Annotated in this window: 22 protein-coding genes; 5 read left to right on the plus strand and 17 right to left on the minus strand. The window is 36.2% G+C overall.

The features are described 5' to 3' along the window. Positions 1-16 precede the first annotated feature (16 nt). Both I6U49_RS06550 and I6U49_RS06555 read left to right on the plus strand, forming a co-directional pair. Positions 17-1,465 (plus strand): sensor histidine kinase, encoded by a 1,449-nt coding sequence (locus I6U49_RS06550; RefSeq protein ID WP_198628052.1) that lies wholly within the window; start codon positions 17-19, stop codon positions 1,463-1,465. An 18-nt stretch (positions 1,466-1,483) separates the two neighbouring features. Further along, entirely contained in the window at positions 1,484-1,906 is a 423-nt protein-coding gene (locus I6U49_RS06555) for a response regulator (RefSeq protein WP_193710044.1), read from the plus strand. Positions 1,907-1,908: 2 nt separating this feature from the next. Here the strand turns inward: I6U49_RS06555 and I6U49_RS06560 are convergent, their stop codons facing one another. The 9 genes from I6U49_RS06560 to gdhA all read right to left on the minus strand — a co-directional run bounded on the left by I6U49_RS06560 (position 1,909) and on the right by gdhA (position 15,257). Continuing rightward, on the minus strand, positions 1,909-2,523 hold the full coding sequence (locus tag I6U49_RS06560) for a lipoprotein signal peptidase (protein ID WP_193710043.1): 615 nt from the start codon (positions 2,521-2,523) through the stop codon (positions 1,909-1,911). A 154-nt stretch (positions 2,524-2,677) separates the two neighbouring features. Next, on the minus strand, positions 2,678-3,061 hold the full coding sequence (locus tag I6U49_RS06565; RefSeq protein WP_193710042.1) for a TraR/DksA family transcriptional regulator: 384 nt from the start codon (positions 3,059-3,061) through the stop codon (positions 2,678-2,680). Positions 3,062-3,065: 4 nt separating this feature from the next. Continuing rightward, positions 3,066-6,467 (minus strand): isoleucine--tRNA ligase, encoded by a 3,402-nt coding sequence (gene ileS / locus I6U49_RS06570; RefSeq protein WP_198628053.1) that lies wholly within the window; start codon positions 6,465-6,467, stop codon positions 3,066-3,068. Between the two features lie 139 nt (positions 6,468-6,606). Then, the gene (locus tag I6U49_RS06575; protein ID WP_232804648.1) at positions 6,607-9,285 is read right to left on the minus strand and encodes a carboxypeptidase-like regulatory domain-containing protein; all 2,679 of its coding nucleotides are present in this window, start codon (positions 9,283-9,285) and stop codon (positions 6,607-6,609) included. Between the two features lie 79 nt (positions 9,286-9,364). Further along, positions 9,365-10,120 (minus strand): GLPGLI family protein, encoded by a 756-nt coding sequence (locus tag I6U49_RS06580; RefSeq protein WP_198628054.1) that lies wholly within the window; start codon positions 10,118-10,120, stop codon positions 9,365-9,367. A 50-nt stretch (positions 10,121-10,170) separates the two neighbouring features. Beyond that, the gene (locus I6U49_RS06585; protein WP_198628055.1) at positions 10,171-10,446 is read right to left on the minus strand and encodes a hypothetical protein; all 276 of its coding nucleotides are present in this window, start codon (positions 10,444-10,446) and stop codon (positions 10,171-10,173) included. A 123-nt stretch (positions 10,447-10,569) separates the two neighbouring features. Further along, positions 10,570-12,978, minus strand: coding sequence for a TonB-dependent receptor (locus I6U49_RS06590; protein ID WP_198628056.1), 2,409 nt, complete (start codon positions 12,976-12,978; stop codon positions 10,570-10,572). After that, positions 12,979-13,698 (minus strand): DNA repair protein RecO, encoded by a 720-nt coding sequence (recO, locus tag I6U49_RS06595; RefSeq protein WP_198628057.1) that lies wholly within the window; start codon positions 13,696-13,698, stop codon positions 12,979-12,981. A 215-nt stretch (positions 13,699-13,913) separates the two neighbouring features. Next, positions 13,914-15,257: an NADP-specific glutamate dehydrogenase gene (gdhA, locus tag I6U49_RS06600; protein ID WP_198628058.1), complete on the minus strand. Its 1,344-nt coding sequence runs from the start codon at positions 15,255-15,257 to the stop codon at positions 13,914-13,916. Between the two features lie 197 nt (positions 15,258-15,454). On the opposite strand from gdhA, the gene I6U49_RS06605 reads away from it, so the two are divergent. Next, the gene (locus I6U49_RS06605; RefSeq protein ID WP_193710036.1) at positions 15,455-16,234 is read left to right on the plus strand and encodes a THC0290_0291 family protein; all 780 of its coding nucleotides are present in this window, start codon (positions 15,455-15,457) and stop codon (positions 16,232-16,234) included. Here I6U49_RS06605 and pncA read toward each other — a convergent pair. Together pncA and I6U49_RS06615 are read right to left on the minus strand one after the other, a co-directional pair. Further along, a complete protein-coding gene (gene pncA / locus I6U49_RS06610) occupies positions 16,221-16,832 on the minus strand; it encodes a bifunctional nicotinamidase/pyrazinamidase (protein WP_198628059.1) in 612 nt (203 codons plus the stop codon). The two genes, I6U49_RS06605 and pncA, sit on opposite strands and share 14 nt — an antisense overlap. 5 nt (positions 16,833-16,837) lie before the next feature. Further along, complete coding sequence (locus I6U49_RS06615) at positions 16,838-18,241, minus strand: nicotinate phosphoribosyltransferase (RefSeq protein ID WP_198628060.1); 1,404 nt, start codon at positions 18,239-18,241, stop codon at positions 16,838-16,840. A 252-nt stretch (positions 18,242-18,493) separates the two neighbouring features. Here I6U49_RS06615 and I6U49_RS06620 point away from each other — a divergent pair, with 252 nt between their 5' ends. Together I6U49_RS06620 and I6U49_RS06625 are read left to right on the plus strand one after the other, a co-directional pair. After that, positions 18,494-19,381: a LysR family transcriptional regulator gene (locus I6U49_RS06620; RefSeq protein ID WP_198628061.1), complete on the plus strand. Its 888-nt coding sequence runs from the start codon at positions 18,494-18,496 to the stop codon at positions 19,379-19,381. Positions 19,382-19,450: 69 nt separating this feature from the next. Continuing rightward, positions 19,451-20,374, plus strand: a complete 924-nt coding sequence (locus tag I6U49_RS06625) for a YeiH family protein (protein WP_198628062.1) — start codon at positions 19,451-19,453, stop codon at positions 20,372-20,374. A 184-nt stretch (positions 20,375-20,558) separates the two neighbouring features. On the opposite strand, the gene I6U49_RS06630 is transcribed toward I6U49_RS06625, so the two are convergent. The 6 genes from I6U49_RS06630 to I6U49_RS06655 form a co-directional block, all read right to left on the minus strand. Then, positions 20,559-21,716 carry an exonuclease domain-containing protein gene (locus tag I6U49_RS06630; protein WP_198628063.1) on the minus strand — a complete coding sequence of 386 codons (1,158 nt, stop codon included), beginning with the start codon at positions 21,714-21,716 and terminating at the stop codon, positions 20,559-20,561. Between the two features lie 167 nt (positions 21,717-21,883). Continuing rightward, the gene (locus tag I6U49_RS06635; RefSeq protein ID WP_193710029.1) at positions 21,884-22,522 is read right to left on the minus strand and encodes a SanA/YdcF family protein; all 639 of its coding nucleotides are present in this window, start codon (positions 22,520-22,522) and stop codon (positions 21,884-21,886) included. A gap of 123 nt (positions 22,523-22,645) precedes the next feature. Continuing rightward, positions 22,646-23,800, minus strand: coding sequence for an erythromycin esterase family protein (locus tag I6U49_RS06640; RefSeq protein ID WP_198628064.1), 1,155 nt, complete (start codon positions 23,798-23,800; stop codon positions 22,646-22,648). 151 nt (positions 23,801-23,951) lie between these two features. After that, complete coding sequence (locus I6U49_RS06645) at positions 23,952-24,485, minus strand: reverse transcriptase domain-containing protein (protein ID WP_198628065.1); 534 nt, start codon at positions 24,483-24,485, stop codon at positions 23,952-23,954. A gap of 46 nt (positions 24,486-24,531) precedes the next feature. After that, positions 24,532-25,389 carry an IS3 family transposase gene (locus I6U49_RS06650; RefSeq protein WP_317191834.1) on the minus strand — a complete coding sequence of 286 codons (858 nt, stop codon included), beginning with the start codon at positions 25,387-25,389 and terminating at the stop codon, positions 24,532-24,534. Further along, complete coding sequence (locus tag I6U49_RS06655; protein WP_198627104.1) at positions 25,386-25,661, minus strand: transposase; 276 nt, start codon at positions 25,659-25,661, stop codon at positions 25,386-25,388. The genes I6U49_RS06650 and I6U49_RS06655 overlap by 4 nt, the downstream gene beginning before the upstream one ends. Positions 25,662-25,725 lie beyond the last annotated feature (64 nt).

Here is a 25,725-nt window from a genome sequence, read left to right on the forward strand (position 1 = left end):
AACTCTTGTTTCTTTAATGTTAAACGACATTCAATTAAACAGTATTCTTGAAGATTTTGATATTGCTTACTGGAAGATTAATCTTCTGAATAAAGAGGTAAGCTGGTCAGAACATTTTAACACGCTGGTTGGGAAACCGGAACTCTCCGAATCTAATTTTGATTATTTTCTAAAAGAAATTTTACATAGCGACTATCGTTACGATTTCAGAATTTATTTTGAAAAGCTAACCGAAGAGAATGAAGCCTTTAGCATTGAAGTTAAACTAAAACTTAGCAATGGTAAATATCGTTGGTTTGAATGCCGAAACCTTATAAACAAAGACAATAATAGGAAAACCGCTGTGTTGCTGTTTGTAAACATACACCAAAGCAAGCGCGACCAATATACCATTGAAGAAAACTTTTTCTATTACCATGAAACCGCACAAATGACCAATACCGGGGGATGGTATATAGACATCGTAAATCGCAATATTTATTGGGATAATGTTACCAAAAAAATTATTGACTGCCCCCTTGATTATCAGCCCCCCTATGAAGAACATTTTAAGTTCTACGCACCCCAGGAGCATGCAACAGTAATGTCGGCTTTTGAGAAATGCGAGAAATATGGAATTCCGTTTAAACTGGAATTAAAAATGCGAAACCTCTATCATAAGGATTTTTGGATATGCGCCACAGGAAAACCGGTTTATAACGAAGAACAAAAAATTATAGGAATCAGGGGCGTTTTTCAGGACATCAATAAACAAAAGATCAATGAACTTAACTTACAGAATTCCCTGGATATCATAGCCACCCAAAATTCGAGGCTATTTAATTTTGCACATATAGTTTCCCATAGTTTACGCTCCCACAGCAGCAATTTATGCCTTATTGCAGAATTATTAAAAGAAGCGAAAACCGATACCGACAAAGTAGAGTTAATTCCTAATGTGACAGATATTTCAGAAAATCTGGATTCGGCTATAAATCAATTAAATGAAATTGTAAACAAGCAAACACTTTTACGAAAAGAACGCAGAATTATATCCTTTGAAAAAGCATTAAGTGGGGTAATGGCTTCAACCTCATCTCTAATAAATCGAGAAAATGCAAAAATCGTAGCTGAATTTCACAACCTAAAAGAAATTAGCTATATCCCTGAATATCTTGAAAGTATTTTACTAAATTTAATCACAAATGCTATAAAATATAAACATCCTGGAAGAAAACCGGTGATTTTTATACAAACCTATATGAAAAACGAAACTCCTTTTTTGGAGATTAGTGATAATGGGTTGGGCATTGACCTGGATCGATATGGTGATAAGATGTTTGGGATGTATAAAACCTTTCATGAGAACCTGGATTCACGAGGTATTGGGCTTTTTATAACTAAAAACCAGGTAGAAACACTTGGCGGTTCAATCTCGGTAACCAGCACTATAGATGTAGGCACTACATTTAAAATTAAGTTTTAACACTAAACACTAATTCTCATGGGGCAAAAAGTAGAATTGGCGTGTATTATTGACGATGACAAAATATACGTAAACCTGGTTAAAAAGATTATTGAGATCAAAAAGCTATCAAATAATCTCCTTATTTTCAAAAATGGCAAAGAGGCTTTAGATCATTTCAAATTGATCCTTGAAAATGCCAACGAAGAAATACTACCCGACATCATTTTTCTTGACATTAATATGCCTATAATGGATGGCTGGGAGTTTTTAAATGAATTCATTAAAATCAAGAATATTTTTGACAAAAAAATAACCCTTTATGTAGTAAGCTCTTCTATAGATCCGAGGGATTTGGAACGGGCAAAATCTTTTAACCTGGTTACAGATTATTTAATCAAACCTATAGAGCTAAAAAAATTCGAGAAAATTTTTCACCGTAACGGCCACGCTGCGGCTTAACTTTATTTTTTTGTTTCTTCTTCTTTTGGAAAAGCACGTTTATTAAAAAGCAGCAGCAATATTACCCCGGCACTAATGGCGGTGTCGGCTATGTTAAATACAGGCTCAAAAAATGTAAAGTAATTTCCTCCCCAAAAAGGAATCCATTCGGGCAGGTTACCCTGCCATAATGGAAAGTATAGCATATCTACCACCTTTCCATGAAATAAGGTGCCGTAGCCACCCTCTGCCGGCATAAATTCGGCTACCTGACCGTAACTATCGTTAAAGATAATACCATATATAACAGAGTCTATAATATTACCCATAGCCCCTGCAAAAATTAAGGCTATTGCGGTAATTAAAATCCTGGAACCATTTTTTCTAACCGAGTCCCACAACCAATAACCAATACCTACAACGGCCACCAATCTAAAAAGTGTTAGAAAAAGCTTACCATATTCGCCTGGAATTTTTGTACCCCAGGCCATACCCTCATTTTCTACAAAAAGAATCCTAAACCAATCAAAAACCGGCACTTCCTCGCCAAGCGCAAAATTGGTTTTAATATAAAATTTTGAAATTTGGTCTATTAAAAGTACCAAAACGATTATAATACTCGCTTTTTTTAAGGACATGAACTCTATAAGATTAAATAAAGCCGCTAAAATACTATTTTTATTTAGTTTTTAACCGGTTATAAATCAGCTTACAGAAAACCGATTTATAATTAAATAAAACATCCCCAAGCATAAGCCAAGGGATGCTGTATAATTGCTATGCAAGAAGTTGTTATTTCTGCATATTTTTAGCTTCAATGCTCAAGGTAGCGTGTGGCACCAGCTTTAAACGCTCTTTAGCGATTAATTTTCCGGTTACACGACAAATACCATAGGTTTTATTTTCAATACGATTTAGTGCGTTTTTAAGATCACGAATAAACTTCTCCTGCCTAATAGCCAATTGCGAGTTTGCCTCTTTACTCATGGTCTCACTACCCTCTTCAAAAGCTTTAAAAGTAGGGGCAGTATCATCTGTACCGTTGTTCCCATCATTTTTATAAGCATTTTGATAAATCTCTAACTGTTCCTGTGCTTTGGTAATTTTCCCTTTTATAAGGGCCTTAAACTCCGCTAGCTCAGCGTCGCTATACCGCTCTTTTACTTCAGTTTCCATAATTCTAATGTTTTTTAATCAACATTTTAGTAGTAATGTCATCAAAAGCCACTTCGACTCCTTCGTTTACTACCTCTGCAAATTCGAGACTTGCAGTTAATGTCTCATTCTTGATATAGGTTATATTTTGGTTAACGGCATTCTCGACTATACCGTCTCTTTGTAGGGTCACTTCAATAGTATCTGTTACCTCAAATCCAGAATCCTTTCTTATATTCTGTATCCTGTTCACCAATTCCCTGGCAATACCTTCCATTTTTAATTCTTCAGAAATACTAACGTCTAAAGCTACAGTAATATTACCACTACTTGCAACTAACCAACCTTCAATATCCTGGGAAGTAATCTCTACTTCTTCTGTAGCTAATTTAATCATTTCTCCGTTAAGATTTACAGCAATCTCCCCTTCTCGCTCTATGGTTGCAATATCTTTAGATGTTAAATTATTTATCTCATTGACTATCAGCTTCATATCCTTACCGAACCTCGGGCCAAGCACTTTAAAATTTGGTTTTATCTGCTTAATTAATAGCCCTGAAGCATCGTCTATAAGCTGCAACTCTTTTACATTAACCTCAGATTTTATCAAATCTTCAACTGCCTGAATTTCTTCACGTTGCTGTTCGTCAAGCACCGGTATCATTACCCTTTGAAGCGGTTGGCGTACTTTTATCATCTCCTTTTTTCTAAGCGAAAGCACCAGGGATGAAATAGTTTGCGCCTTCTCCATTTTGCGCTCTAAAGATTTATCAACAAACTTATTATCATACTTTGAAAACTCAGCCAAATGTACCGATTCAAAGTTCTCTTTATGTGTACTATTGTTTAAGTCTTTGTAAAGTCTGTCCATAAAGAAAGGAGCCACAGGTGCACTTAGTTTCGCTACTTCAATTAAACAGGTATATAAAGTTTGATATGCCGAAATTTTATCTTGCTGATAATCTCCTTTCCAGAACCTTCTTCTACTTAAGCGCACAAACCAATTACTAAGGTTTTCCTGTACAAATTCTGAAATTGCCCGGGTAGCCCGGGTAGGTTCATAATCGGCATAAAATTTATCTACCTTCTCAATAAGCGTATGTAACTCTGAAAGAATCCAGCGGTCTATCTCGGGCCTTTCTGCCAAAGGCACATCTTCTTCTTTATAGGTAAAGCCATCAATATTGGCATATAGAGTAAAAAATGAATAGGTGTTATAGAGCGTACCGAAGAATTTACGTCGCACCTCAGCAATTCCTTCAATATCAAACTTTAAATTATCCCAGGGATTAGCATTAGAGATCATATACCACCGGGTGGCATCTGGCCCGTATGCGGCAAGCGTCTCAAAAGGATCTGCTGCATTTCCTAGACGTTTAGACATTTTTTGTCCGTTTTTATCTAAGACAAGTCCGTTAGAAACTACGTTTTTATAGGCTACATCATCAAAAATCATGGTAGCAATTGCGTGTAGGGTATAAAACCATCCGCGGGTTTGGTCTACCCCTTCGGCTATAAAATCGGCCTGGCGGTCTCCTGCTTCTACTTTTTCTTTATTCTCAAACGGGTAATGCCATTGTGCATAGGGCATAGAACCAGAATCAAACCAAACATCTATCAAATCGGCCTCACGTTTCATTGGTTTCCCCGAGTCTGAAACTAACGTAATTTGGTCTACTACATTCTTGTGAAGATCTACCAAATCGTAGTTTTCTTCACTCATATTTCCGGGCTCAAAGGCTTCAAAAATATCCTTCTCCATAAATCCGGCTGCTACAGCCTTTGTCATTTCTTCTTTCAATTCGGCAATAGACCCAATAATCTTTTCTTCGTCACCTTCTTCGGTCCTCCAAATTGGCAAAGGTATTCCCCAGTAACGACTTCTGGACAAATTCCAGTCGTTCGCATTGGCCAACCAGTTGCCAAACCTACCTTCGCCGGTAGATTTTGGTTTCCAGTTTATACCCGTGTTAAGCTCGTGCATACGATCCTTAAATTCTGTTACTTTTATAAACCAGGAATCTAAAGGATAATAAAGTATAGGCTTATCGGTTCTCCAGCAATTTGGGTAGCTGTGAACGTATTTTTCTACTTTAAAAGCACGATTTTCTTCTTTCAGTTTAATAGCAAGTTCAACGTCTACAGATTTCTCCGGAGCCTGCCCTTCGTCATAATATTCGTTCTTTACGTACTTACCGGCAAATTCGCCCATTTCGGGTCTAAATTTACCCTGAAGATCTACCAGGGGAACCAGGTTTCCATGCTCATCTTTTACCAATAATGGCGGAACCTGCGGACTAGCCTGCCTGGCCACCAGGGCATCGTCTGCACCAAAAGTTGGCGCAGTATGTACTATTCCGGTACCATCTTCTGTAGTCACAAAATCCCCCGAAATAACGCGGAAAGCATTTTCTGGATTTTCTGAGGGCAAAGCATACGGCAATAACTGCTCGTATTTTATCCCTACAAGGTCTTTTCCTAAAATAGTTTCCCCGATTAAAAACGGTATTTTTTTATCGCCTTCGGTATAGGCTTTTAGCTCTTCTTCGGTTTCAACTTCTTTAAATTTCTTATCGAATTGAGCCTTTGCCAGTGCCTTCGCAACCAAAATGGTTATTGGCTTAAAGGTGTACTGGTTATAGGTTTTTACTGAAACATATTCAATTTTAGGGCCTACGGTTAATGCCGTGTTAGACGGTAGAGTCCAGGGTGTGGTAGTCCAGGCTATTAAAAATGCTTCTTCCAGTTCTTTTTTTACGGCAGCTTTAGAGGCATCTGTAATTTTAAACATGGCAGTTACCGTAGTATCGGTCACATCCTGGTAAGTCCCGGGCTGATTAAGCTCGTGAGAACTTAAGCCAGTTCCTGCTTTTGGAGAATATGGCTGTATGGTGTAGCCCTTGTAAATAAGGTCTTTCTTATAAATTTCGGAAAGCAGCCACCAAACTGTTTCCATATATTTAGATTTGTAGGTAATGTATGGGTCGTCCATATCTACCCAATACCCTATTTTTTCGGTAAGATCGTTCCATACATCGGTGTAACGCATTACCGCATTTTTACATGCATCATTATACTTTTCTACAGAAATCTTGGTACCAATATCTTCTTTGGTAATACCTAATTCCTTTTCAACCCCAAGTTCTATAGGCAAACCATGGGTATCCCAACCGGCTTTACGTTTTACCTGAAAGCCCTTTTGAGTTTTATATCGACAAAAAATATCCTTAATAGCTCGCGCCATTACATGGTGAATTCCCGGAAGTCCATTTGCCGAAGGCGGCCCTTCAAAAAACACAAACGGCTCTTTGCCTTCCCGAGTAGAAACACTCTTTTCAAAAATATCGTTTTCCTTCCAGTAACTTAAAATTTCTTCTGCTACTTTAGGTAAGTCAAGTCCTTTATATTCAGGGAACTTATTGCTCATTTTTTCAAAATTTCCAATGAATCGCGAAAATAATCAATTTTAAGAAAAGAGTAGGTCAGAAAAACGGAAAAAGCTAACTCAAAAAAAAAGTAAAAACCTCACAGGTTTTGGAAACCTATGGGGCTTGGATGATAATAAATTAAAGTTTATAAGATATCTTCAAGAAGGCAGTTCGGGGATGAATAAAGATTCGTTGGTCTCTAATGATAAACTGACTAAAAGAATTATTTCTTTTATAGCCCACATCAAAAGCATTGTTTACAGCTATTTCAAAACCCCACGGACTATCCTCTTTACTGTAATACAATGAAAAATTGCCTATCTCAAAACGATTGATGTCGCCCGTGTTTTTATTTTCATAATAATTATACTGATAATCGGCTTTTAAAATAAAGGCATTCCAAAAATCGTATTCCAGGATGGCATAGGGATTAATTTGCTCAAAGCTATTATTGAAATTATCGTTGCCGAATTCATTAAATCGATGTTCCACTCCTAATTCTATGTTGGGTAGATCCTTGAAAGATGTTTCTGTTTTAAAAGTATACCCGTATTTTTTTGATTCATAATCCAGGATTTCTTCATTGATAATTCGGGAGTAATTAGAAAGATTGCCGTTTGTCTGTAATGTGAATTTAAAATCGTTGACCTTTTTGGAAAAAGAACCACTCAAACTAAAGGTTTCTTCAGGCAAATCGGTATAAATTGCAGTAGTAATCTGGTCAATTCCTTCAATTATGGTAGTATTCCGTACCGATTTCAGGCGATTGGTATAATTAAAATTAGCATTGATAAAAACACCTTTAAACAAACTGAATTTATAATAGCTTAAGGACGCAGAATGATAAAGCTGGTTTTCCAGGTCTTCATTCCCCTGGTATAGCCTATTAAAACTTGTTAGGCGCAACCTGTTGGCGAAAGTTGAAGCATCTGAAAAACGAGAATTCAACTTATATTTAAGTTTAAGTTTTTCTGAATTATGAATTTCATATTGCCCTTCAAATTCCGGAAGTAAAACCGGCTTGGTTTTATTGGTGATTTGTTCGCCTAATTGATCAATATCCCACATATAAAAATGATAGAAAAGTCCCGGTTTAATAATAAGATCTCCCAGTTTCATTTTATACTGAAACCCGAAATATTGGTCCATAAACCTAAAATCCAGGTCGTTATTGAAGCCTGCTTCGGTAAAATCGTTTACCTCGCCACTATTTAAAACCTGTGCATCCAGGGTGGTGAAGTGCTGATTTAAGAAATCTACGCCCACCACAGGATAAATATGATTGGTATTGTTTAAAACCCAGTAATGCTTCAATTCTAAAGCTGCTTTGTTTAGCCTGGAAGAAGTATTTTGAAGGAGTTCAAATGTTTCATCTTCGGTTACTAATGGTAAAATCCCGCTAAATAGTGGCCGGTTAAAAAACCAGTTCCGGTAATTATTGTCTTTACTAAATTTATAATTTACCGTAGCAGTTGTGGTGTGTTTATAAGAAAACTGCTTGCTGTACTTTAAATTTTGGGTAAAATCTATAGCATCTGGTTCATTTTGAGTATCCACAAAAGTTGTGTTTTGAGGGGTTTCTGAAGTAATTTGTTCCAGTCCATCTGCGCGGGAAGTTTTTACAAAAGCATCGTAGGTAAGGTCTTCTTCAACATTGGGCACAAAACTTAATTGCAATTTATTCAGGGAGAAGAATAAATTATTATTGGTGCGGGTTTCCCGAAATTCATCTAGACCGTTGTTATTTACATAAGTGATATCATTTTCCTGCAGCATTTCCATCTTGTTGTTGGAAGCGATGGTGTAGGCATTTACGTCTAAATTATCGGTGATTTGCTGTACGATATTGAAAGCCCCGAATTCATTCTTACTATAAACAAAATCATCGTTTCTAAGAAACCGGGAAAAATCATCGTTATAAATATCTAATCCGCCGGGGTTATCCATTAGGGCGAGAATGCCGCCTTCAAAATTTATATAATCCTGCATAGAGAAAGAGCGCTCTCCAATATTATTAAAGTCACCAATTACATTTACAGAAGTTTTCGGACTATAGTAAAAAAGGGTGGGATGTACCACATATCTTTCTTCAGGGCCACCACCGGCCTCAATATCCCCAAAGACAAACTTTTTCTTTCCTTCAGAGAGTTTGATATTCATCGCCATTTTATCGCTGTCTTCAAGTCCTTTTAAAAATGGAATTTCACTATAGTTATCCAACACCTCTACCTCATCTACAGCATCAGCCGGAATATTCTCTATGGCTAACTTAGTATCTCCGGTAAAGAAGGTTTTACCGTCTACCATAAGCTTATCTACTTTTTTACCATTTACGGTAACATTTCCTTCACGGTCCACTTCTACACCCGGCAACTTCTTGAGCACCTCCCTTAATTTTCTTTCCTCACCGGTTTTAAAAACCCGGGCCCTGTAAGTAATGGTGTCTTCCCTAACCAAAACGGCCATTTTTTGTTTGATAAGGATTTCGTCTAAGCTTTCTTTACTGGACTCCATTTTAAAATTCCTGGGAGTGTCTTTGGCAAGCCTCAACGTATCAGAGATCTTTTTGTAACCCAAATAACTTAACTCAAGTACATACGCACTGTCGTTTTTAAGGTTTAAACGGTAGCGCCCCCGCTCGTCGGTTATTGAGAATTCCATAGAAAGGGCATCATTTACAGGAATTGCTATAAGGTTTGCTCCAGATAGAGGTTCATTTAGAGAATCTGTGACCTTGCCAGTCAACTGGTTTTGCCCCCAGGTTGCCATAACAGTCAATAAGCTTACTAAGAATAATAAATGCTTAGATTGTTTCAATAATTGATAATTTAAGAAGATTTCTCGCGTATTGAGTTACCAAAAATTGGTTTAAGCTATTTTTGGATTTATTAAATATCTATCCTCGTTCCCTAATATCCTTTAAAACTTTCTTTACCTTTTCCTCATACTGTTTTTGACCAATAGTCTTTTTGGCTTTGGGTTCAGTTAAATCGAAATTATTTGAATTAAACTCTATTTTGCTAGCTTTAAAAGTATATTTAGGATTTTTAGAAAATTCAAGGATTACACCGGGAAGACCATCATAATTAAAAGGCCCGGAAGAAAGAGGAATCTCGGGACTGAACCAGGCTTCTACCTCTATAAGCATTTCATCTTCATTTTTATCAAAACTCTTATAACTCGTTTTCGCTTTATAACAATTAAATCCTAGTATCTTCTTACTCACATCAGTTATATTCCAATCCTGAAATTGATCATTATTTTGGATGATAGTCATTCTTTTCCCGAATACATCTCCCGTTTTTATTTTTTTATCTTTATCGTTAAAATAGACAAATCCTCCTCCCACAGCAGCCTTAGCTCCTCTCATTACTCTCTCTGAATCTATTGGCATATTATCTAAACCTTTAAATTTCGTTTTTTTTGCATTTGCCGTTAAAACAAAAGTTAGATTTCGTATGGCATCATTCTTTGCTTGCACCTCTTTTTTATATTCCATAGGAATATATTTATTTTGACTTGCAGCTACATCCACTTTATACTCAACTTTTATAGATTCAATATCTTGGGCAAATAATGGAAATACGAATAATACAAGAAAAAAAATTAAGATTTGCTTTGAAACTTTAAAATTATCATTAAAAAACCTCATAATATTTTTTTATATAGAACCTGGGCGAAAACCGCCCAGGATAAGTTAAATTAATTCATATTTTCTTCACAATATTCGTAATGCTCCATATACTCTCTTGCATAATCATCACCTTGGGCTCCACTGTCTTCCGCAAGCACTTTGGCCATTTCGTGACATATTCTGTCAACTGCTACTGATGCATTTAACATTGGGGACATCATAAATGCCATTGCAAGTGGTAAAACTAATTTTTTCGTAGATTTGAAATTTAAAGTTAATAATTTGATTAAAATAATCGATAAACTGCGCACTTTTATCGACAAACCAAATATATGGGAAGGCATTCAGAAAAACCAATTAAATAATGTTAATTTTTTAATGACTTCAAAATAAACAATATATTAAATTATGAATTCCTCTTTTTTAGTAGTTATAAATTATTTATATCCTAATGATCAGGTAAAATCTCAAAAACTATACCTCAGCGATAAAACTAAATTTCTACCTGCTGCGGCAATTCCCGAAGAATAGGTGCGGTAGCGTTGGTTGGTAATGTTCTCCAGGGAAGCGGTTGCCAGCAATTTTTCACTAAACTCGTATTGGCCGGTAAAATTAAGACTATACCAGGAAGGCGAATAAGGATTTCCATTATCATCTATGGCATATAAATAGGTTTTTCCCTGTTCGGAAGGAGCCAGATCTTCATAGTCAAACTGCCCATTGTATTCAGCAAAAAGATCGAATTTCAGCTTTTTTTTATGCCAAATCAAATGGGTATTTCCAAAGATAGGAGCTGCATGGCGTAAGGCCGCGGCAGAACCATCTTCCTGTTCTTCCTTACCTTCGGTTAGGCTAATTTGAGAGGTTAATCGCAAAGCCACAGAAAAATCTATCTCTACCCCGGTTTCAAAACCGTATACAAAGGCTTTCGAGGCATTTTGAATAGCCTGTACGCGACTTGGCTCTCCCTGGTAGTCAATTTCAGTTTCCCCATTTAGATTAAAATCCCTGCGCACCATGGCATCATTCAAATAGGTATAAAATGCAGTAGCAATAAAACTGATATTTTCTGCCGGCTTCCAGTCAAAACCAAGTTCACTGCTGTAAGCGTATTCTGGTTTTAAATCTGGATTTGGCACTACCACTGCACCGGGTTCAGAATCAAAAATTTTCCCTACATCATCTATATTGGGTGCCCTGAAAGCGGTAGAGAGATTTAACCGCCAGCCGATGAACCTATTTTGTTGCCAGTTAATTCCCGCGCTTCCGGTTAAAGCTCCGGTATTAATATTGGCTTTCTTAAATGGAAAATCGTATAAATTCTCATCAAAATCGGCATTTACCAGAATATGATTATATCGAAGCCCCGATTGAAAAGAAAGGTCTTCCTGAATTTTCCATTGATAAGTAGTGTAAGCAGCTATAGACTGCCAGGTGGCATCATCGGGGTATCGGGAAGCGGTAACTTGCTCTTCATCTGTTAAAATATTTTCAGCAAAACCTGTGGAGTTCACCTTATTAAAAACATATTCTACCCCGTAAAACAAACGGCTATCGCTAAAGGTCTTTTCAAAATCTAAATTAAGCGAATAGGCATCTACATTTTCTGTAGTGTTGTACAACCAATCTTCGCCAAAATCGCGATTATGTCGACTTTCTTCAAAAAACTGGTAAGCTGCGGTCATTTGGGCTTTATCATATAATGCCCCATCTCCTTTTTTATTGATTTTAAAATTCGCCATAAACCATTCTTGTGGCCCATAGTACCACTGCGCACTGCGCAATGCGCCATCCCGCTTTCTATAAAGTCGGTCGAATCTTGGGAAATTAGAAGTGGCAGAATAGATAAGTCCTAAATTAAGGTCCCAATCTTTATGAGGCATAAATTTCACCTTTTGAAGCAGGTTTATTTGCTCATAACCCGTAGGCTTCTGTACTCTGGGATCGTCATTTGAAATTGCCACATCTTGCCCATCTCTTCGTACAACATATTCGTTGCGCAAATATTCATCAGGACCGTGTGCCCCCATTTTTAAATCATCGAAATCTGAAAAGCTAACACTGCTTAAAAATGCCCAGTTCTCACGACCAATATTAACATCGGCGTGTATAGTTTTTTCGTTGTTGGCAGTAGCGTATCGAGCGTATGCGCTACCTGATACGGAAGTATTATCGCCAAATGAAAATTTTGGCTTTAAGGTATAAAAATTCATCACCCCACCTATGGCATCACTACCATAAACTACCGATCCCGGCCCGAGGATCACCTCGGTATCTCCTATGGCTAAAGGATCTATTGATATAATATTTTGAAGGTTTCCGCTTCTAAAAATTGCGGTATTCATACGAACGCCATCTACTGTTATTAAAAGCCTATTAGTAGCAAAACCACGAATCATTGGGCTCCCACCACCCAACTGACTTTTTTGAACAAAAACCTGCCCACTGCTTTCCAAAAGATCGGCCGATGTTTGTGGACTGGCCATAATAATATCCTTTGCTGAAAGACTAAGGATCTTCTGCGGAACCTCATCTTTGTCCATTTCAAATTTTGCCACCGAAAGTACTACTTGCTCCAGCTCGTTACCGTCGTTTTTTAAATAAACCTTGTTTTTATTCTGTAATATTTGAGATTTTCTAATACTGTGCTCCCCGAAGTTAACGTGCTTAAAATGAATAAGCTCATCCCTATCAAATATTGAAATATTAGCGATCCCCTTAAAATTGGTGAGGGCACTTTTAGATTTATTGGTATTGTACAAAGCCACACCTGCCAGTGGCTCATGAGTTTCTTCATCTAAAACCTGCACCTGCTGCGCATAGCTACTTTGAAGCATAAAAAAAAGGAGAATTACTCCTAGAATTGAATTTTGCATTTAGCTAAAAATTTCATTGAGAACGGCAAGCGATTTTGGTTTCTTAAATCCTTCTATGTGCAACCCGTAATACAAAAGTAGCATATTTAGGAAGTTTGCCCTGGTTTGTTGATTCAATTTCAAAGTATTTAAGTCATCAAAATGTATGCCTAACAACTGCCTTAAAACCGCTACATTTTGGCCATCTATACAATAATTATTTACGCTATTCCACTCAAAAACCCCCTCCAAAAGATTGAAATAATCGAGTTCCCTGGCATCGGCATCGGGATAAAAACCAAGGTATCGCGTAAGGTTTAAAAGAAAAAGGAGATGAAAGTTAGCTATTTGGTCATGCAAATCCAACCACATCAAAGAAGTCTCCAGATACTCAAATAATTCGCGGTTGGCTTCTTCTTCACGAATGGCATTTTTTAAGACTTCGGCCAAAAACATAAGCATAGCACCCTTTACCATATTGGTATGCAAGCTTGTATAAGTGTGCTTAACTTTGGCCTCTTTAAGATATTCCATCTTCCCCTGATTGCGATGGTTGGCCACAATTTCCAATTGGGTGAGCAGTTGAAATTGCGAAGCTTTAAATTTGCCTTTTTTAGATTTAAGCACGCCTTTTAACATATAGGTTTTTAAACCATCGCTATACGTATAGGCTTTCACAATTAAATCGGCCTCGCCATATTTTAAGGCACTAATTATAATTGCCGGGGTAGTAACAAGCATTTTTAAAAAATTTATGCTTTTCGAAGATAAATAAAAGAGGTTGCCTGAAATGTCTAGTTTCGTTAAGCTGAACTTGTTTCAGCTTCTAAGATATTTTGATTATCAGTAAATTAGACCTCCGAATAAATTTCAGAGCAGGCTCTGAAATAAATTCAGGGTAACGATTTTAAGAACGTTCCAGACAGCCTCTTTTTTATACTTTTAATGAGCGTGATTTACACTACGCCCTGAGCGAGCATAGCATCGGCCACTTTTACAAAACCAGCAATATTAGCGCCTTTTACATAGTCTATATAACCGTCTTCTTCTGTTCCAAATTCTACACAACGCTCGTGAATATTGTTCATAATCTCGTGGAGCTTTTCATCTACTTCTTCTGAAGTCCAATTGTAGCGTATTGCATTTTGACTCATTTCCAATCCTGAAGTAGCAACCCCACCGGCATTAGAAGCTTTACCCGGGGCGAAAAGGATTTTGGCGTTTTTAAACACTTCTACGGCTTCGGGCGTACAGGGCATATTGGCTCCTTCACCAATACAAATACAACCATTGGCTACCAATTTCTTTGCATCTGCTTCTTCCAGTTCGTTTTGCGTTGCACAAGGAAGTGCTACATCACAGGAAACTTCCCACGGAGTTTTACCTTCAAAATATTCTGCAGAAGGATACTCCTTTACATATTCGCTAATTCTACCACGTCTTTCATTTTTAAGCTCCATAACAAACTGAAGCTTCTCTTTATCTATGCCATCTTTATCATACACATATCCACCAGAATCACTAAGGGTCACTACTTTCCCACCAAATTCAAGGGCTTTTTCGGCGGCATATTGAGCTACGTTACCAGAACCCGATATTACAACGGTCTTATCTTTAAAAGACGCTCCTTTTGTACTAAGCATATTTTGTGCAAAATATACATTCCCGTAACCTGTAGCTTCAGGACGAATAAGAGAACCACCATAAGAAAGCCCTTTTCCGGTTAAGATTCCGGTAAATTCATTTTGTAGCCTTTTATATTGCCCAAACATATATCCTACTTCCCGTGCACCAACGCCAATATCACCAGCAGGAACATCGGTATCGGCACCAATATGGCGATAGAGCTCTGTGATAAAACTTTGGCAAAAACGCATCACTTCATTATCTGATTTTCCTTTAGGGTCGAAATCAGATCCACCTTTTCCACCACCAAGGGGCAATGTGGTTAAACTATTTTTAAATACCTGCTCGAAAGCTAGAAATTTCAGTATACTTAGATTTACCGAAGGATGAAAACGCAGTCCTCCTTTGTAGGGTCCTATGGCTGAATTCATTTGAATCCTAAAGCCACGATTTACCTGAATATTACCCTCATCATCTAACCAGGTAACCCTAAACATAATAACTCGTTCCGGTTCTACCATGCGCTCCAGCAATTGCTTGTTTTGATACTTTTTATTCTTTTCTATAAAAGGAATGATAGTTTCAGCAACCTCGTGCACTGCCTGCAAGAATTCCGGTTCATTTTGATTTCTTTCCGATACTTTATCGAGAAAATCTTTTATATTTTGTTCCATACTGTGTAATAGTTCAAATAATTTATAAAAAAACTGTGTTTAGTCTGCAAATATATAGGTTATCTAAAACCTGACCTCAAATTTTCATCTTTTCAAACCATATTAACGGCCTTAATGTAGCAAATTAGAAACAGAATATATTATAATTTTTCTTAATGTAGTTTTTATATATTTGTTATTCGTCCAAGCCTGAGGTAATGTTCAATTACAAAAAATTTTTAACTTTTAGTGTTTTTTTATTCCTCTTTCAGGTGAAGGGATTTTCCCAATTTGGAATTGCGCACGAAATTGCCGTTAAGGCAGGTCCGGCTTCATTTTTTACAGATTACGGTGAACGCTGGAACGTAAGAAACAACCTGAATAACGCGGGCTACGGAATAGGAATTTCCCATTATATAAATTTTGCTTATAAAACCGATTGCCATTATTCGCAAACGGCCTCCTTTTTTATCAACCATTTTAGAATTAGAAATGAATTGGATTACTTTTATTCTAAACTAGAGCATTTTGGTCCCGTAGCCAGTAAACCATCAAGGGGAGGTGAATTGTTGCGAGCTATGCACGGAGAAAGTGAGATTATTGAAGGTGGGATCCACCTGGAATACCATCCCTTTAGAATTCGGGATTTCACCCATTCGGGATATATGTTTTCACCCTACATAAGCCTGGGAGGACATTTTGTATCTTATAAAGCAGATGCCTATTCTGATTTAGGCCCACTAACCGACCCCAACAACGTATTTCCAACTTTTATTGGTGGAATGAATTTTGACCGCGGCACCACCTATTCTATCGTAGCCGGCCTTGGAGTTCGCTATCGATTGGGATTTAGGCACGACCTTTTACTGGAAGCCCGGGGACAATATTACGGAAGTGACTGGATTGACGGACTAAACATTAATGCTCCTCAAAATAAGTTTAACGACTATATTCTTTGGATTAATGTAGGCTATGTATATTACATTAACTTTCAATAGCCGCAGCAGTGGTAATTTTACCTCCCAAATCTTTTAATGCTACTTTTGCTTTTTCAAAGTCTTCCGCATTTAGCGCTCTCGTAGCATCTTCTATAATAGTAGCTTTAAAACCTTCTTTTATAGCATCTTTAGCAGTGAAATACACACAAATTTCGGCGGCAAGCCCACAGAAATAGAGGTCTTTTGCATTTTTCTCTTTTAAATAGCCGGAAAGCCCCGTAGATTTTAAATGCCTGTTATCATAAAATGCGCTATAACTGTCTATTTCTAAACTTGTTCCTTTTCTAAAAATAGCTTCAATTTTAGCCGTTTGTAAATCTTTATGAAATTCGGCTCCCCCGGTATTTTGTATACAATGGTCTGGCCACATCACTTGTGGGGTTCCATGAAGGTCTATGGTTTCAAACTCATTTTTCCCATTATGACTGCTGGCAAAACTAGCGTGCCCTTTTGGGTGCCAATCCTGGGAGACAATTACCAGGTCAAATTTTTCCTGAAGTTTATTTATGATCGGTATAATTTCATCTCCCCCCGGAACCGGAAGGGAACCACCGGGCATAAAATCGTTTTGCGGATCTACAATAATTAGTGTTTTCATGTATACTATTTTTGGTAAGCAGCAATCAATTTATCACGTTCCTCTTTTAAGGCCTCACTAATCCCTACCTTATAAATATGCGGATTATTGAATCGTTTATATTCTATAGAAAGCTCTGCCAGCCTTCTTTTACTATACTCAGCAATTTCCTGAAGCGTTTTAGGTGTTAATTTGTTCTTTCCTTTTTCCATTACCGGCTTAAGTAGCGGTTCTTTTTGTAAAGCCCCCACCTTCATTTGCTTATAAGGCTCAAAAGGGTGGATCATATTTTCAATCTCCTCCTCTTCAAAAAGGCTCACCAGGTCTGCCCCTACGCAATTCCCTTCAGAATCCCTTAAGCGATACACTTGTTTTTTATGCGGAAGCGTAACCTTGGCGATGCTCTCTGATATTTTAATTCTTGGCTTTCCGTGAGAGTAGGCCAATTTATAAACCCCGTCTAAGGCGGCATCGGGGCTGCCAATAACGAGGTTGGTGCCCACTCCAAAAACATCTATCCGGGCTCCTTGTTCCAGTAAGCTTTTTATAACATTCTCGTCTAGCTGATTAGAAGCCGCTATTTTCACATAATCCAATCCAGCAGCATCCAGCATTTTTCTACTTTGTTTAGAAAAATAAGCCAGGTCTCCGCTATCAAGCCTAATGGCCATTAATTTTTCACCGCGTGCTTCCATTTCTTTGGCAACTTTAATAGCATTTGGCACACCGCTTTTAAGTGTATCGTAAGTATCTACCAGCAAAACACAATCTTTTGGCCTGCCCTGGGCGAAATCCCTAAACGCAGTGATTTCATCGTCATAACTCTGAATAAAAGAATGCGCCATAGTTCCTGAAACCGGAATATTAAAATCCCTGCCGGCCACCACATTGCTTGTACCATTAAAACCACCAACCATAGCTGCACGGGTTGCATAATATCCACCCGGCCCCTGGGCTCTTCTTAAACCAAAATCTAATAAGCTACGTTCTCCCGAAACCAATTTAATTCTGCTGGCTTTGGTTGCAATTAAGGTTTGAAAATTCAGCAAATTCAGTAAAATGGTTTCAACGATTTGCGCTTCTATAATATTGGCTTCCACCTGTAGGATTGGGCGGGTTTGAAAAACCACATCTCCCTCCTGCACAGCGTAAATATTTCCGTGGAACTTAAAATTTTTCAGGTATTCCAGGAAATCATCATCAAAATCCTGTTTTTTCAGGTAAGCAAGGTCCTTCTCATTAAATTTTAAGTTTTCAATAATTTCCAGTAGGTCCTGAAGCCCGGCAAAAATGGCGTAACCACCCTGATAGGGAAGTTTCCTAAAATAATAATCGAATATAGCGGTGTGGTTCTTTTGGCCTTTTTTAAAATATACCTGTGCCATTGCCAGTTGATACTGGTCGGTATAGGTAGCTGAAAAATCTAGCATAGCTTTTAGTTGGTTTAGACTTTATGACGCAACGCACTAAATTTTAAAATTTGCGCTGCTCTACCCTACAAATTTAAGCTTTTACAAAACTCTAGCTTTGGAATTTTAGGTAAATTACCTCGTGGCAAGCCAACAAAGTATTAATTGAAAAAGTTTTTTTTCTTTCGAAGCAAGCCTGGGAATTCCGATAGTTATCGGGATAAATTTCGATTATCGCGTAAAGCTTTTAAAAGAAGTGGTTAATTTTACCCTATGGATCACAAAATCAAGATTTTTAAAGAAGTGGTACTTACCAAAAGTTTTACCAAAGCTGCAAAAAACCTGTATATGTCGCAGCCGGCAGTTTCTAAAACCATAAAAAACCTGGAAGAAGAATACGGAAAAGCCTTTTTTTTAAGGGAAGGAAACAGTATCGCTTTAACCCATGAAGGTGAAAGGTTTTTAAAATATGCTGAAAGCCTATTGGATATTTATACTAAAATGGAACACGAATTTTCTTCAGAAAATCCAGCCTTCCCTGATAGTATTAAAATTGGCGCCAGCACAACTATTGCCCAGTATGTAATACCCAAAATAGCAGCTTTGCTTCAAAACACACATAAAGACTTAAGTTTTCAACTAATTTCGGGAAACACGGGCTATATTCAGCAACTTATTTTAAATGGGCAGTTAGATTTTGGTATTATTGAAGGCGAAAATCAAAATACCCGGTTAAGTTATGATCCTTTTGTAAAAGATGAACTTGTTTTGGTGACAAGTACCAAAAATAAGGCAAGCAAAGAAGAAATTAGACTAGACCAATTTGGGGACCTGGATTTTGTAGAACGCGAGAGTGGCTCCGGAACCCGCGAAGTAATTGCCAATGCCTTAAAAAAACAGGGTATTCCAGAGCTAAAAGTAAAAACCACGTTGGGCAGTACAGAAAGCATCAAAGCTTATTTACGGTACTCCAATCACTTTGCCTTCCTTTCTATTCACGCCATAAACCAGGAGGTTTTAGACGGCCACCTAAAGGTTGTAGAGGTACCGGAACTTTCTATAACACGTTGGTTTTATTTTGTAAAAAGACAGGGCTTTCAATCGAGGCTAAACCAAAAACTGGAAAATATTTTTGTTGAAGGTTATAATAAAAACGAATAGCCCATTACTTTTTGCTTTGCGTGGTAACTTAGTATTCTCGCGTTCTTTGTAGCATCTAACTAAGATGTTATGAAGGCTAATAAAATTAAAACAGGAATATTTATAGTATTAATAGCTGTATGTTTCAGCGGACTCATAAGTGGCGCTATAGCTTTGGTATTAGGATTTTTATTTACTGTATTTGCCGGGCAGCTCTTTCCTAATTTCACCCATAAAAGCATCCAGTTTTTATTAAAAATTTCGGTAGTGGGACTTGGTTTTGGGATGTATATCACCGAAACTTTACAAATAGGGAAAGAAGGCTTAAACATTACTTTATTTACCATTGCTGCCACCCTGACTTTAGGGTGGCTTTTAGCAAAAATCTTAAAAATAGACGTGCGTTTAGGGCATCTTATTTCTTCGGGCACTTCTATTTGTGGCGGTAGTGCCATAGCGGCCATTTCACCAGTAATAAATGCAAAACCTAAAACTATTTCTGTTTCCCTGGGAGTTGTTTTTTTACTTAATTCGGTAGCCTTATTTATTTTTCCGGGAATTGGTCACTTTTTTAATATGAGTCAACATCAATTTGGCCTTTGGACGGCTATTGCCATTCACGATACCAGCTCTGTGGTAGGTGCTGCTTTGGCCTATGGTGAGGAAGCACTACGGGTAGCAACCACCGTTAAGCTGGCCCGCACACTTTGGATTATTCCGGTTTCTTTAATCTCTATGTTCTTATTTAAAACAAAAGACGGTAAGATTAAAATCCCCCTGTTTATTCTTTTCTTTATCCTTGCTATTGCAATAAACAGCTACTTTAATTTACCTACTGAACTAACCCAAAGTATCACCGGCATTTCCAAAAGGCTTTTAGTGGCATGCCTGTTTTTGGTGGGTACTACCCTATCTCTAAAAGACATAAAACAAACAGGATTTAGACCCTTTGTATTAGGCATTAGCCTTTGGGTATTTATTTCTATAAGCTCACTGCTTGTTATTCTTGGTTGACGCCTATTGCTTATGAAGCCTATTTACTCTAAAAACCACGCTAAATTCAATAGTTAATAATAAATATTCTAATTAACATAGGCAACAAACCGCTTAAACAGGCTTTTACAATCGCGAAATCAGTACTCACTTACAATAAGGTTTTCTAGTCTAAAATGGGGTAATTATTTGGGAGTTAGCTTAGTTATGTGGCGTTTTTTTCCTGAATTATGTTGAAATCCGAATTTGAAAGAATCTTGATATTACACTTTTTTTTCAAATTCAATTCCTGAACTTTTTGGATCTTCGCCCAACCATAATCCGTTCCAATTACAATATAATCAAGTTTACTTGTTACAGATGACTTTATAAGACCGCCATTTTCTTTTATAAAGTTTTTACAGTCCGACCTTTCTTGAGTTAACTCTCCCGAAAATAGAAATCCTTTATTTTCTATTTTTAAATTATTCAATTCTTCTTTTGATATTGAAAACTCTTGTATTATACCAATATTATCATTTTTAACTTGATTTGTTGCTTGTACTTTCTTCTTATGTTCATTTTCTATTTCTACTGATAGTTTTCCAATTAATTCTTTATGATTGGGATAAATATCAATTAGTTCATTAAATATTATGGCACAAGTTTTTGCATCTGCAACTGGATCGTGTGGATTTTCTATTTCAACGTCAAATTTAGAAGCAAGATCTTCAAGCTTCTTTGAAAGTCCACACTTTTCTGCTAATTGCATTGTGTCAATATAATCGATATGAAAATCTGAAATTGAATAATAGTAAAATAGATTTTTTAGTATGCTTAAGTCCATACTTGAATTATGAAATACAATTAGACTATCGTTTAAATATTTTGATAGTTCACTTTTCCATAGTTCATCAAAATGCCCCCAATAGCTTACATCTTCTTTGCTAATACCGTGTAGGTTTGTATGAAAGCTTGAAAATTTCTCATTTTTTGGAGGTTTAATCTTAAAACCAACTTCATAAGCAACTTTATAATTTTTAATAAACACTAATCCAATTGCACACGCACTAACTCTATTTTTATTCGCTGTTTCAAAATCAATTGCTATGTAGTCAAATTGATTATCAAAGTATTCTGGAAAACTGTGAGGATTTTTAAATTTTCCAGTTTTTAATTTTTGATTAATTGCGTATTCATATCGAGGTTTAAACTTGATTCTGTCTGACTTTACTTTATTGAACCAATGCTCTAACTCCCAGGAATTTGTTTTATCAACAAAATCGAAAAATAGAAATTCGTTTTCCGTGTTAGGATTTACTCCTTTAATTGTAATTTCAATTGAAGGCTCCCTACTTTCTTTTTTATTAAACCAATTAAACATAGAAGTTGATTTTTAATAAAATATGACATACAACGGCCTCTATCACAAGTTGCCAGGGTAAGCGGCACGGATTTGTCGGCTTAACCTTTTTTCGCTTGGTTTCTAAAATTACACTTTTTTAACTCAAAACCGCATATTTGCGATGAAGTGGTGTTGGCTTGGGTTAATTACCCAATTTCCATCTTCTTACCGTAGAACTTAGGTTCTACATCAAAAAATATATCTAGAAAAACTTTTGTCCTGGCTAAATATTCTCTCAATTTAACATTCCATCCAAATTTGCCATCTAAATCTTTTGCGTTATAACCGATAGCTTTTACTCCATGTTTTTCTGCTAAGTAGATTGCTCTTTCATTATGAAATTGTTGTGATATAATGGTGAAATTATCTTGTCCGAAGATCTCTTTTGCTCGCACAATAGAATCTAATGTTCTAAAACCAGCATAGTCTAAGTAAATCCTATTCTCAGGAATTCCTCTTTTTATCAGTTCGTTTTTGAAGTCTGTTGGTTCATCGTAATCTTCTGAACCATTATCTCCACTTACTAAAACAAAATCAATTTTTCCATTTTTAAATAAATCTACCGTAGCATCAATTCTATATTTGAAGTATAAATTTATTCGACCGTCACTTAAATATTTGGAAGTTCCCAAGACCAATCCAACTTCGTTTTTGTCAATTGCTGATACGTCGAAAAAAGTTTTATTCTCAGTAGCTTGTTCAATAGTATAATTGGAAAAGAAAATCAATGTAAATGTTCCCAAAATTATAATTGAAATAATCAGCTTTAATTTTCTTTTACTCATATTTCTTTCCGGCTCAATTGCATGTAACGTTTCGTATAACCGTCACTTACGGGTTTTAAGTTAATGTTTTTAAGTTTAGAAGGACTAGGGCTGTTAATAGGATACGTTGCTTACAACTGTAATTTATTTTTCATATTTAACTTCCTCTCCTTTAGCTATAAAAACAAGAGCGTCAAAATGATTAAGTAATTTCGTTTTGTTATTTGGCAAATTAAAAATATACAAATCATCAAACTTTTTATTAATCAATTCTTTGTTTGCTGAAATTACTTTTTTTGAATCTATAAAATAATTTTTCTTTATTGATGGTAGGAAGTTTAAAATAGACTTACTTTTTCTTGAAGCTCTTTCAGTTTCATTTTTAGTTCTAGTAGGAGGTAATTCAATTGTTCCGAAAGCTATATGATAAGAAGTTTTTGGATTTAACTGTATAAACTGATAACCCATAGTTTGCCCCTTCATTAACTCATTGTTAGATTTTGACATATGTCCGTTTGCCAACCAAATAATAAACTTTTTATTAGGATATTTTTTCACTAAAAAATCAAGATTTTTAGCCATTTGTTTGTCTCGAATTTTCACTCTGTTCTTATCTGAGTTGTTATCTTTAACGGTGTAAAGTTTTACTGAACTTTTGAAGCTTTCAAGAATTTGAACCCATTTTTTATTTGTTTTAATTAATTCATTTGATAAAAGTTTAGCGAGATAATCATTAACATATTCAATTTCTTCTTTTGATATTGTATTGATTACTTCATATTCATCTTTTATAATGGTTTTTACAAGTTTTGTAAATTCTTCATCGAGTTCGATATTATTTGTTTTTAATAACTCTGATAATTTTATAGTGAAATATTTATGAGAATAAGCAGTAGGAATTCTACTATCAAACCCCCAGATAGTAACTTTGTTTTTTTTCAAAAAATCAAAAAGTTCTTTGCATTGTTTAGATTTACTCCAAATTGAATATAAATTCCGTTTATCATGGTCAAATAACAAAGCAAAAAAATCACTTTCAAAAATAATATCCTTAAAACCGTGTTCATTAACTAAATATTTTACAAATTCTGTTTTGGCTATAAAATCAGAACCACTATAATGAACTGATTCTCCCAAAAAGATGGTTTGTTTTTCATTAATATTTTGACTGACAATGTTTTTAACTTTATCTGTTAGTAAATTATCTAATGAATTCAATTCGTAGGTACTTTCTTCAATTTGCGAAAACACAATTTGATGTAAAAAAAATAATATTATTAATATGAGTTCTTTTTTCATTATAGCTACCAAACATTTCGATTACAACCAGTTAATGAAGTAAGGAACGCGGATTTGTCGGATTAGTATTTTGTTGTTGGTCAAGTTAATTATTTTCTTACTAACGGTGCCGCTTATTGGCGATTAACCTTTGTTAGCGCTAGTGCGATTCCTAATTATTCCATTCTATCAAATTAAATTTATCGACAAGTGATTTAGCATAATCAGGTTCTATAGATTTAATGAAGAATATTTTACCTAATAGCCATTCCTTGTAAAAGTTTTTATCATCAGCACCAATAAAATTTAAGTGATTTTCTAACCCAAAATTTAAACAACCATACAAATGTTTTTTCACTTCGTTCTTAAACTCCCTAGGAACATGGACACCATTTGATACTGTTAAACCGGTAACAATTTGTTTTCTACCTTTTTTATATACTCCGACTTTGTTCCAATTTATGCAAAATCCTTCATCTCTTATAATATGCCTTAATAGCTTAATTTTAGGTAGGTTTTTTAATGTGCCTGAAAAAGTGATGTCATCAGCATATCTAGAATAATCGACATTCAGTTTTTCCGCTAATATCGAAAGTCTATAATCAAGGTTTTTGCATATTAAATTTGATAAAGTGGGACTTGTGGGTGCTCCTTGAGGTAGTGAAGCATTACCTATAGGCACTAACTCCCTGTAAAGTACCCCCATTTGTTAGGACAGCTTTGCTGCTAAATTAAGTTCTATTTTTCATTTATCAAGCAGCCTTTCTTTTTTGGTTTAAATATCGGTTATAAGGTATTTCATTTTCTATTCCCTGGTGCCTTCTTTGGTGGTTGTAAAATTTAAAATAGGTATTGAGTTGTTGGTACAGATCTACTCCAGATTCTGGAGGATTTAAATAAATACTTTCGTACTTCACACTTCTCCAAAGCCTTTCTATAAATACATTATCGATAGCTCTTCCTTTTCCATCCATACTGAGTTTAATATTTTTAGATAGTACCCTGTGGGTAAAGATCTCTGAAGTAAACTGGCTTCCCTGATCGGTATTAATGATCTCAGGAGTCCCATGGATTTCAATAGCTTCTTCTAAAGTTTCTTTACACCACTGGGCATCCATTGAATTGGACACAGACCAGTTAAGAACATAGCGACTATGCAGGTCTATGATGGCTACCAGATACATAAAACCTTTTCGCATAGGAATGTAAGTAATATCGATCGCCCAGACCTGATTGGGACGGTCTACTGTAAGATTCCGCAATAAATAAGGATACACCTTATGTTCTTTGTTTCGCCTGGAGGTATGTTTCCCGGGCATAATAGCTCTGAGTCCCATAATCCGGGAATAGAGACGTTCAATACGCTTTTTATTGACTTTATACCCTTTATCCAGGGTAAGCCAGGTATGCATTCTCCTGGCACCTTTAAAAGGATGATGGGTATAATGTTCATCCATCAGGCGCATCAGTTCTAAATTAAGTTTACTTTCTCCACGAGGTCTATAATAGATTCCACTGCGGTGGATGTGCAATAGCTTGCATTGCTGCTGGAGGCTGAGCTTGGAATGACCCTTGCATATCATTGTTCGACGCTCTTCTAAAGGTTTTATCGCAAGGCGTTTTTTAAAAAATCATTCTCCACTTTAAGCTCCCCAATCACCTTAAGAAGTTGGTCTTTCTTTTCCTCTTCTTCTGATTTTTTTGATTTTTCCCCTTTTGAAAAAACAGTATCGGCCTCATTTAGGAAATTGCGTTTCCAGGTATTGATCTGTTGTGGAGTAATCTCAAATTTTTGTGCTAGTTCCTTGACCGTTTGACGCTCTTTCAAGGCTTCAAGAACTACTTTCGTTTTAAACTTTGAGGTAAATTTTCTTCGTGTCATAATACAGTAAAATTAAGGTTATTTTTGAACTTAACTTACTGTCCTAATTTTTGGGGGATGATCA

The sequence above is a fragment of the Salegentibacter maritimus genome (assembly GCF_016236915.1).
Lineage (GTDB): Bacteria > Bacteroidota > Bacteroidia > Flavobacteriales > Flavobacteriaceae > Salegentibacter > Salegentibacter maritimus.

What these genes read in the sequence shown, in the direction of transcription:
- I6U49_RS06635 (WP_193710029.1), bottom strand. Translation starts at nt 22,522, where the DNA reads ATGAGTAAAAGAAAATTAAAGCTGATTATTTCAATTATAATTTTGGGA.
- I6U49_RS06585 (WP_198628055.1), bottom strand. Translation starts at nt 10,446, where the DNA reads ATGCCTTCCCATATATTTGGTTTGTCGATAAAAGTGCGCAGTTTATCG.
- I6U49_RS06580 (WP_198628054.1), bottom strand. Translation starts at nt 10,120, where the DNA reads ATGAGGTTTTTTAATGATAATTTTAAAGTTTCAAAGCAAATCTTAATT.
- recO (WP_198628057.1), bottom strand. Translation starts at nt 13,698, where the DNA reads ATGCTTGTTACTACCCCGGCAATTATAATTAGTGCCTTAAAATATGGC.
- I6U49_RS06615 (WP_198628060.1), bottom strand. Translation starts at nt 18,241, where the DNA reads ATGCTAGATTTTTCAGCTACCTATACCGACCAGTATCAACTGGCAATG.
- I6U49_RS06625 (WP_198628062.1), top strand. Translation starts at nt 19,451, where the DNA reads ATGAAGGCTAATAAAATTAAAACAGGAATATTTATAGTATTAATAGCT.
- I6U49_RS06550 (WP_198628052.1), top strand. Translation starts at nt 17, where the DNA reads ATGTTAAACGACATTCAATTAAACAGTATTCTTGAAGATTTTGATATT.
- I6U49_RS06560 (WP_193710043.1), bottom strand. Translation starts at nt 2,523, where the DNA reads ATGTCCTTAAAAAAAGCGAGTATTATAATCGTTTTGGTACTTTTAATA.
- I6U49_RS06640 (WP_198628064.1), bottom strand. Translation starts at nt 23,800, where the DNA reads ATGAAAAAAGAACTCATATTAATAATATTATTTTTTTTACATCAAATT.
- I6U49_RS06605 (WP_193710036.1), top strand. Translation starts at nt 15,455, where the DNA reads ATGTTCAATTACAAAAAATTTTTAACTTTTAGTGTTTTTTTATTCCTC.
- ileS (WP_198628053.1), bottom strand. Translation starts at nt 6,467, where the DNA reads ATGAGCAATAAGTTCCCTGAATATAAAGGACTTGACTTACCTAAAGTA.
- I6U49_RS06620 (WP_198628061.1), top strand. Translation starts at nt 18,494, where the DNA reads ATGGATCACAAAATCAAGATTTTTAAAGAAGTGGTACTTACCAAAAGT.
- I6U49_RS06630 (WP_198628063.1), bottom strand. Translation starts at nt 21,716, where the DNA reads ATGTTTAATTGGTTTAATAAAAAAGAAAGTAGGGAGCCTTCAATTGAA.
- I6U49_RS06590 (WP_198628056.1), bottom strand. Translation starts at nt 12,978, where the DNA reads ATGCAAAATTCAATTCTAGGAGTAATTCTCCTTTTTTTTATGCTTCAA.
- pncA (WP_198628059.1), bottom strand. Translation starts at nt 16,832, where the DNA reads ATGAAAACACTAATTATTGTAGATCCGCAAAACGATTTTATGCCCGGT.
- I6U49_RS06645 (WP_198628065.1), bottom strand. Translation starts at nt 24,485, where the DNA reads ATGGGGGTACTTTACAGGGAGTTAGTGCCTATAGGTAATGCTTCACTA.
- I6U49_RS06655 (WP_198627104.1), bottom strand. Translation starts at nt 25,661, where the DNA reads ATGACACGAAGAAAATTTACCTCAAAGTTTAAAACGAAAGTAGTTCTT.
- gdhA (WP_198628058.1), bottom strand. Translation starts at nt 15,257, where the DNA reads ATGGAACAAAATATAAAAGATTTTCTCGATAAAGTATCGGAAAGAAAT.
- I6U49_RS06565 (WP_193710042.1), bottom strand. Translation starts at nt 3,061, where the DNA reads ATGGAAACTGAAGTAAAAGAGCGGTATAGCGACGCTGAGCTAGCGGAG.
- I6U49_RS06555 (WP_193710044.1), top strand. Translation starts at nt 1,484, where the DNA reads ATGGGGCAAAAAGTAGAATTGGCGTGTATTATTGACGATGACAAAATA.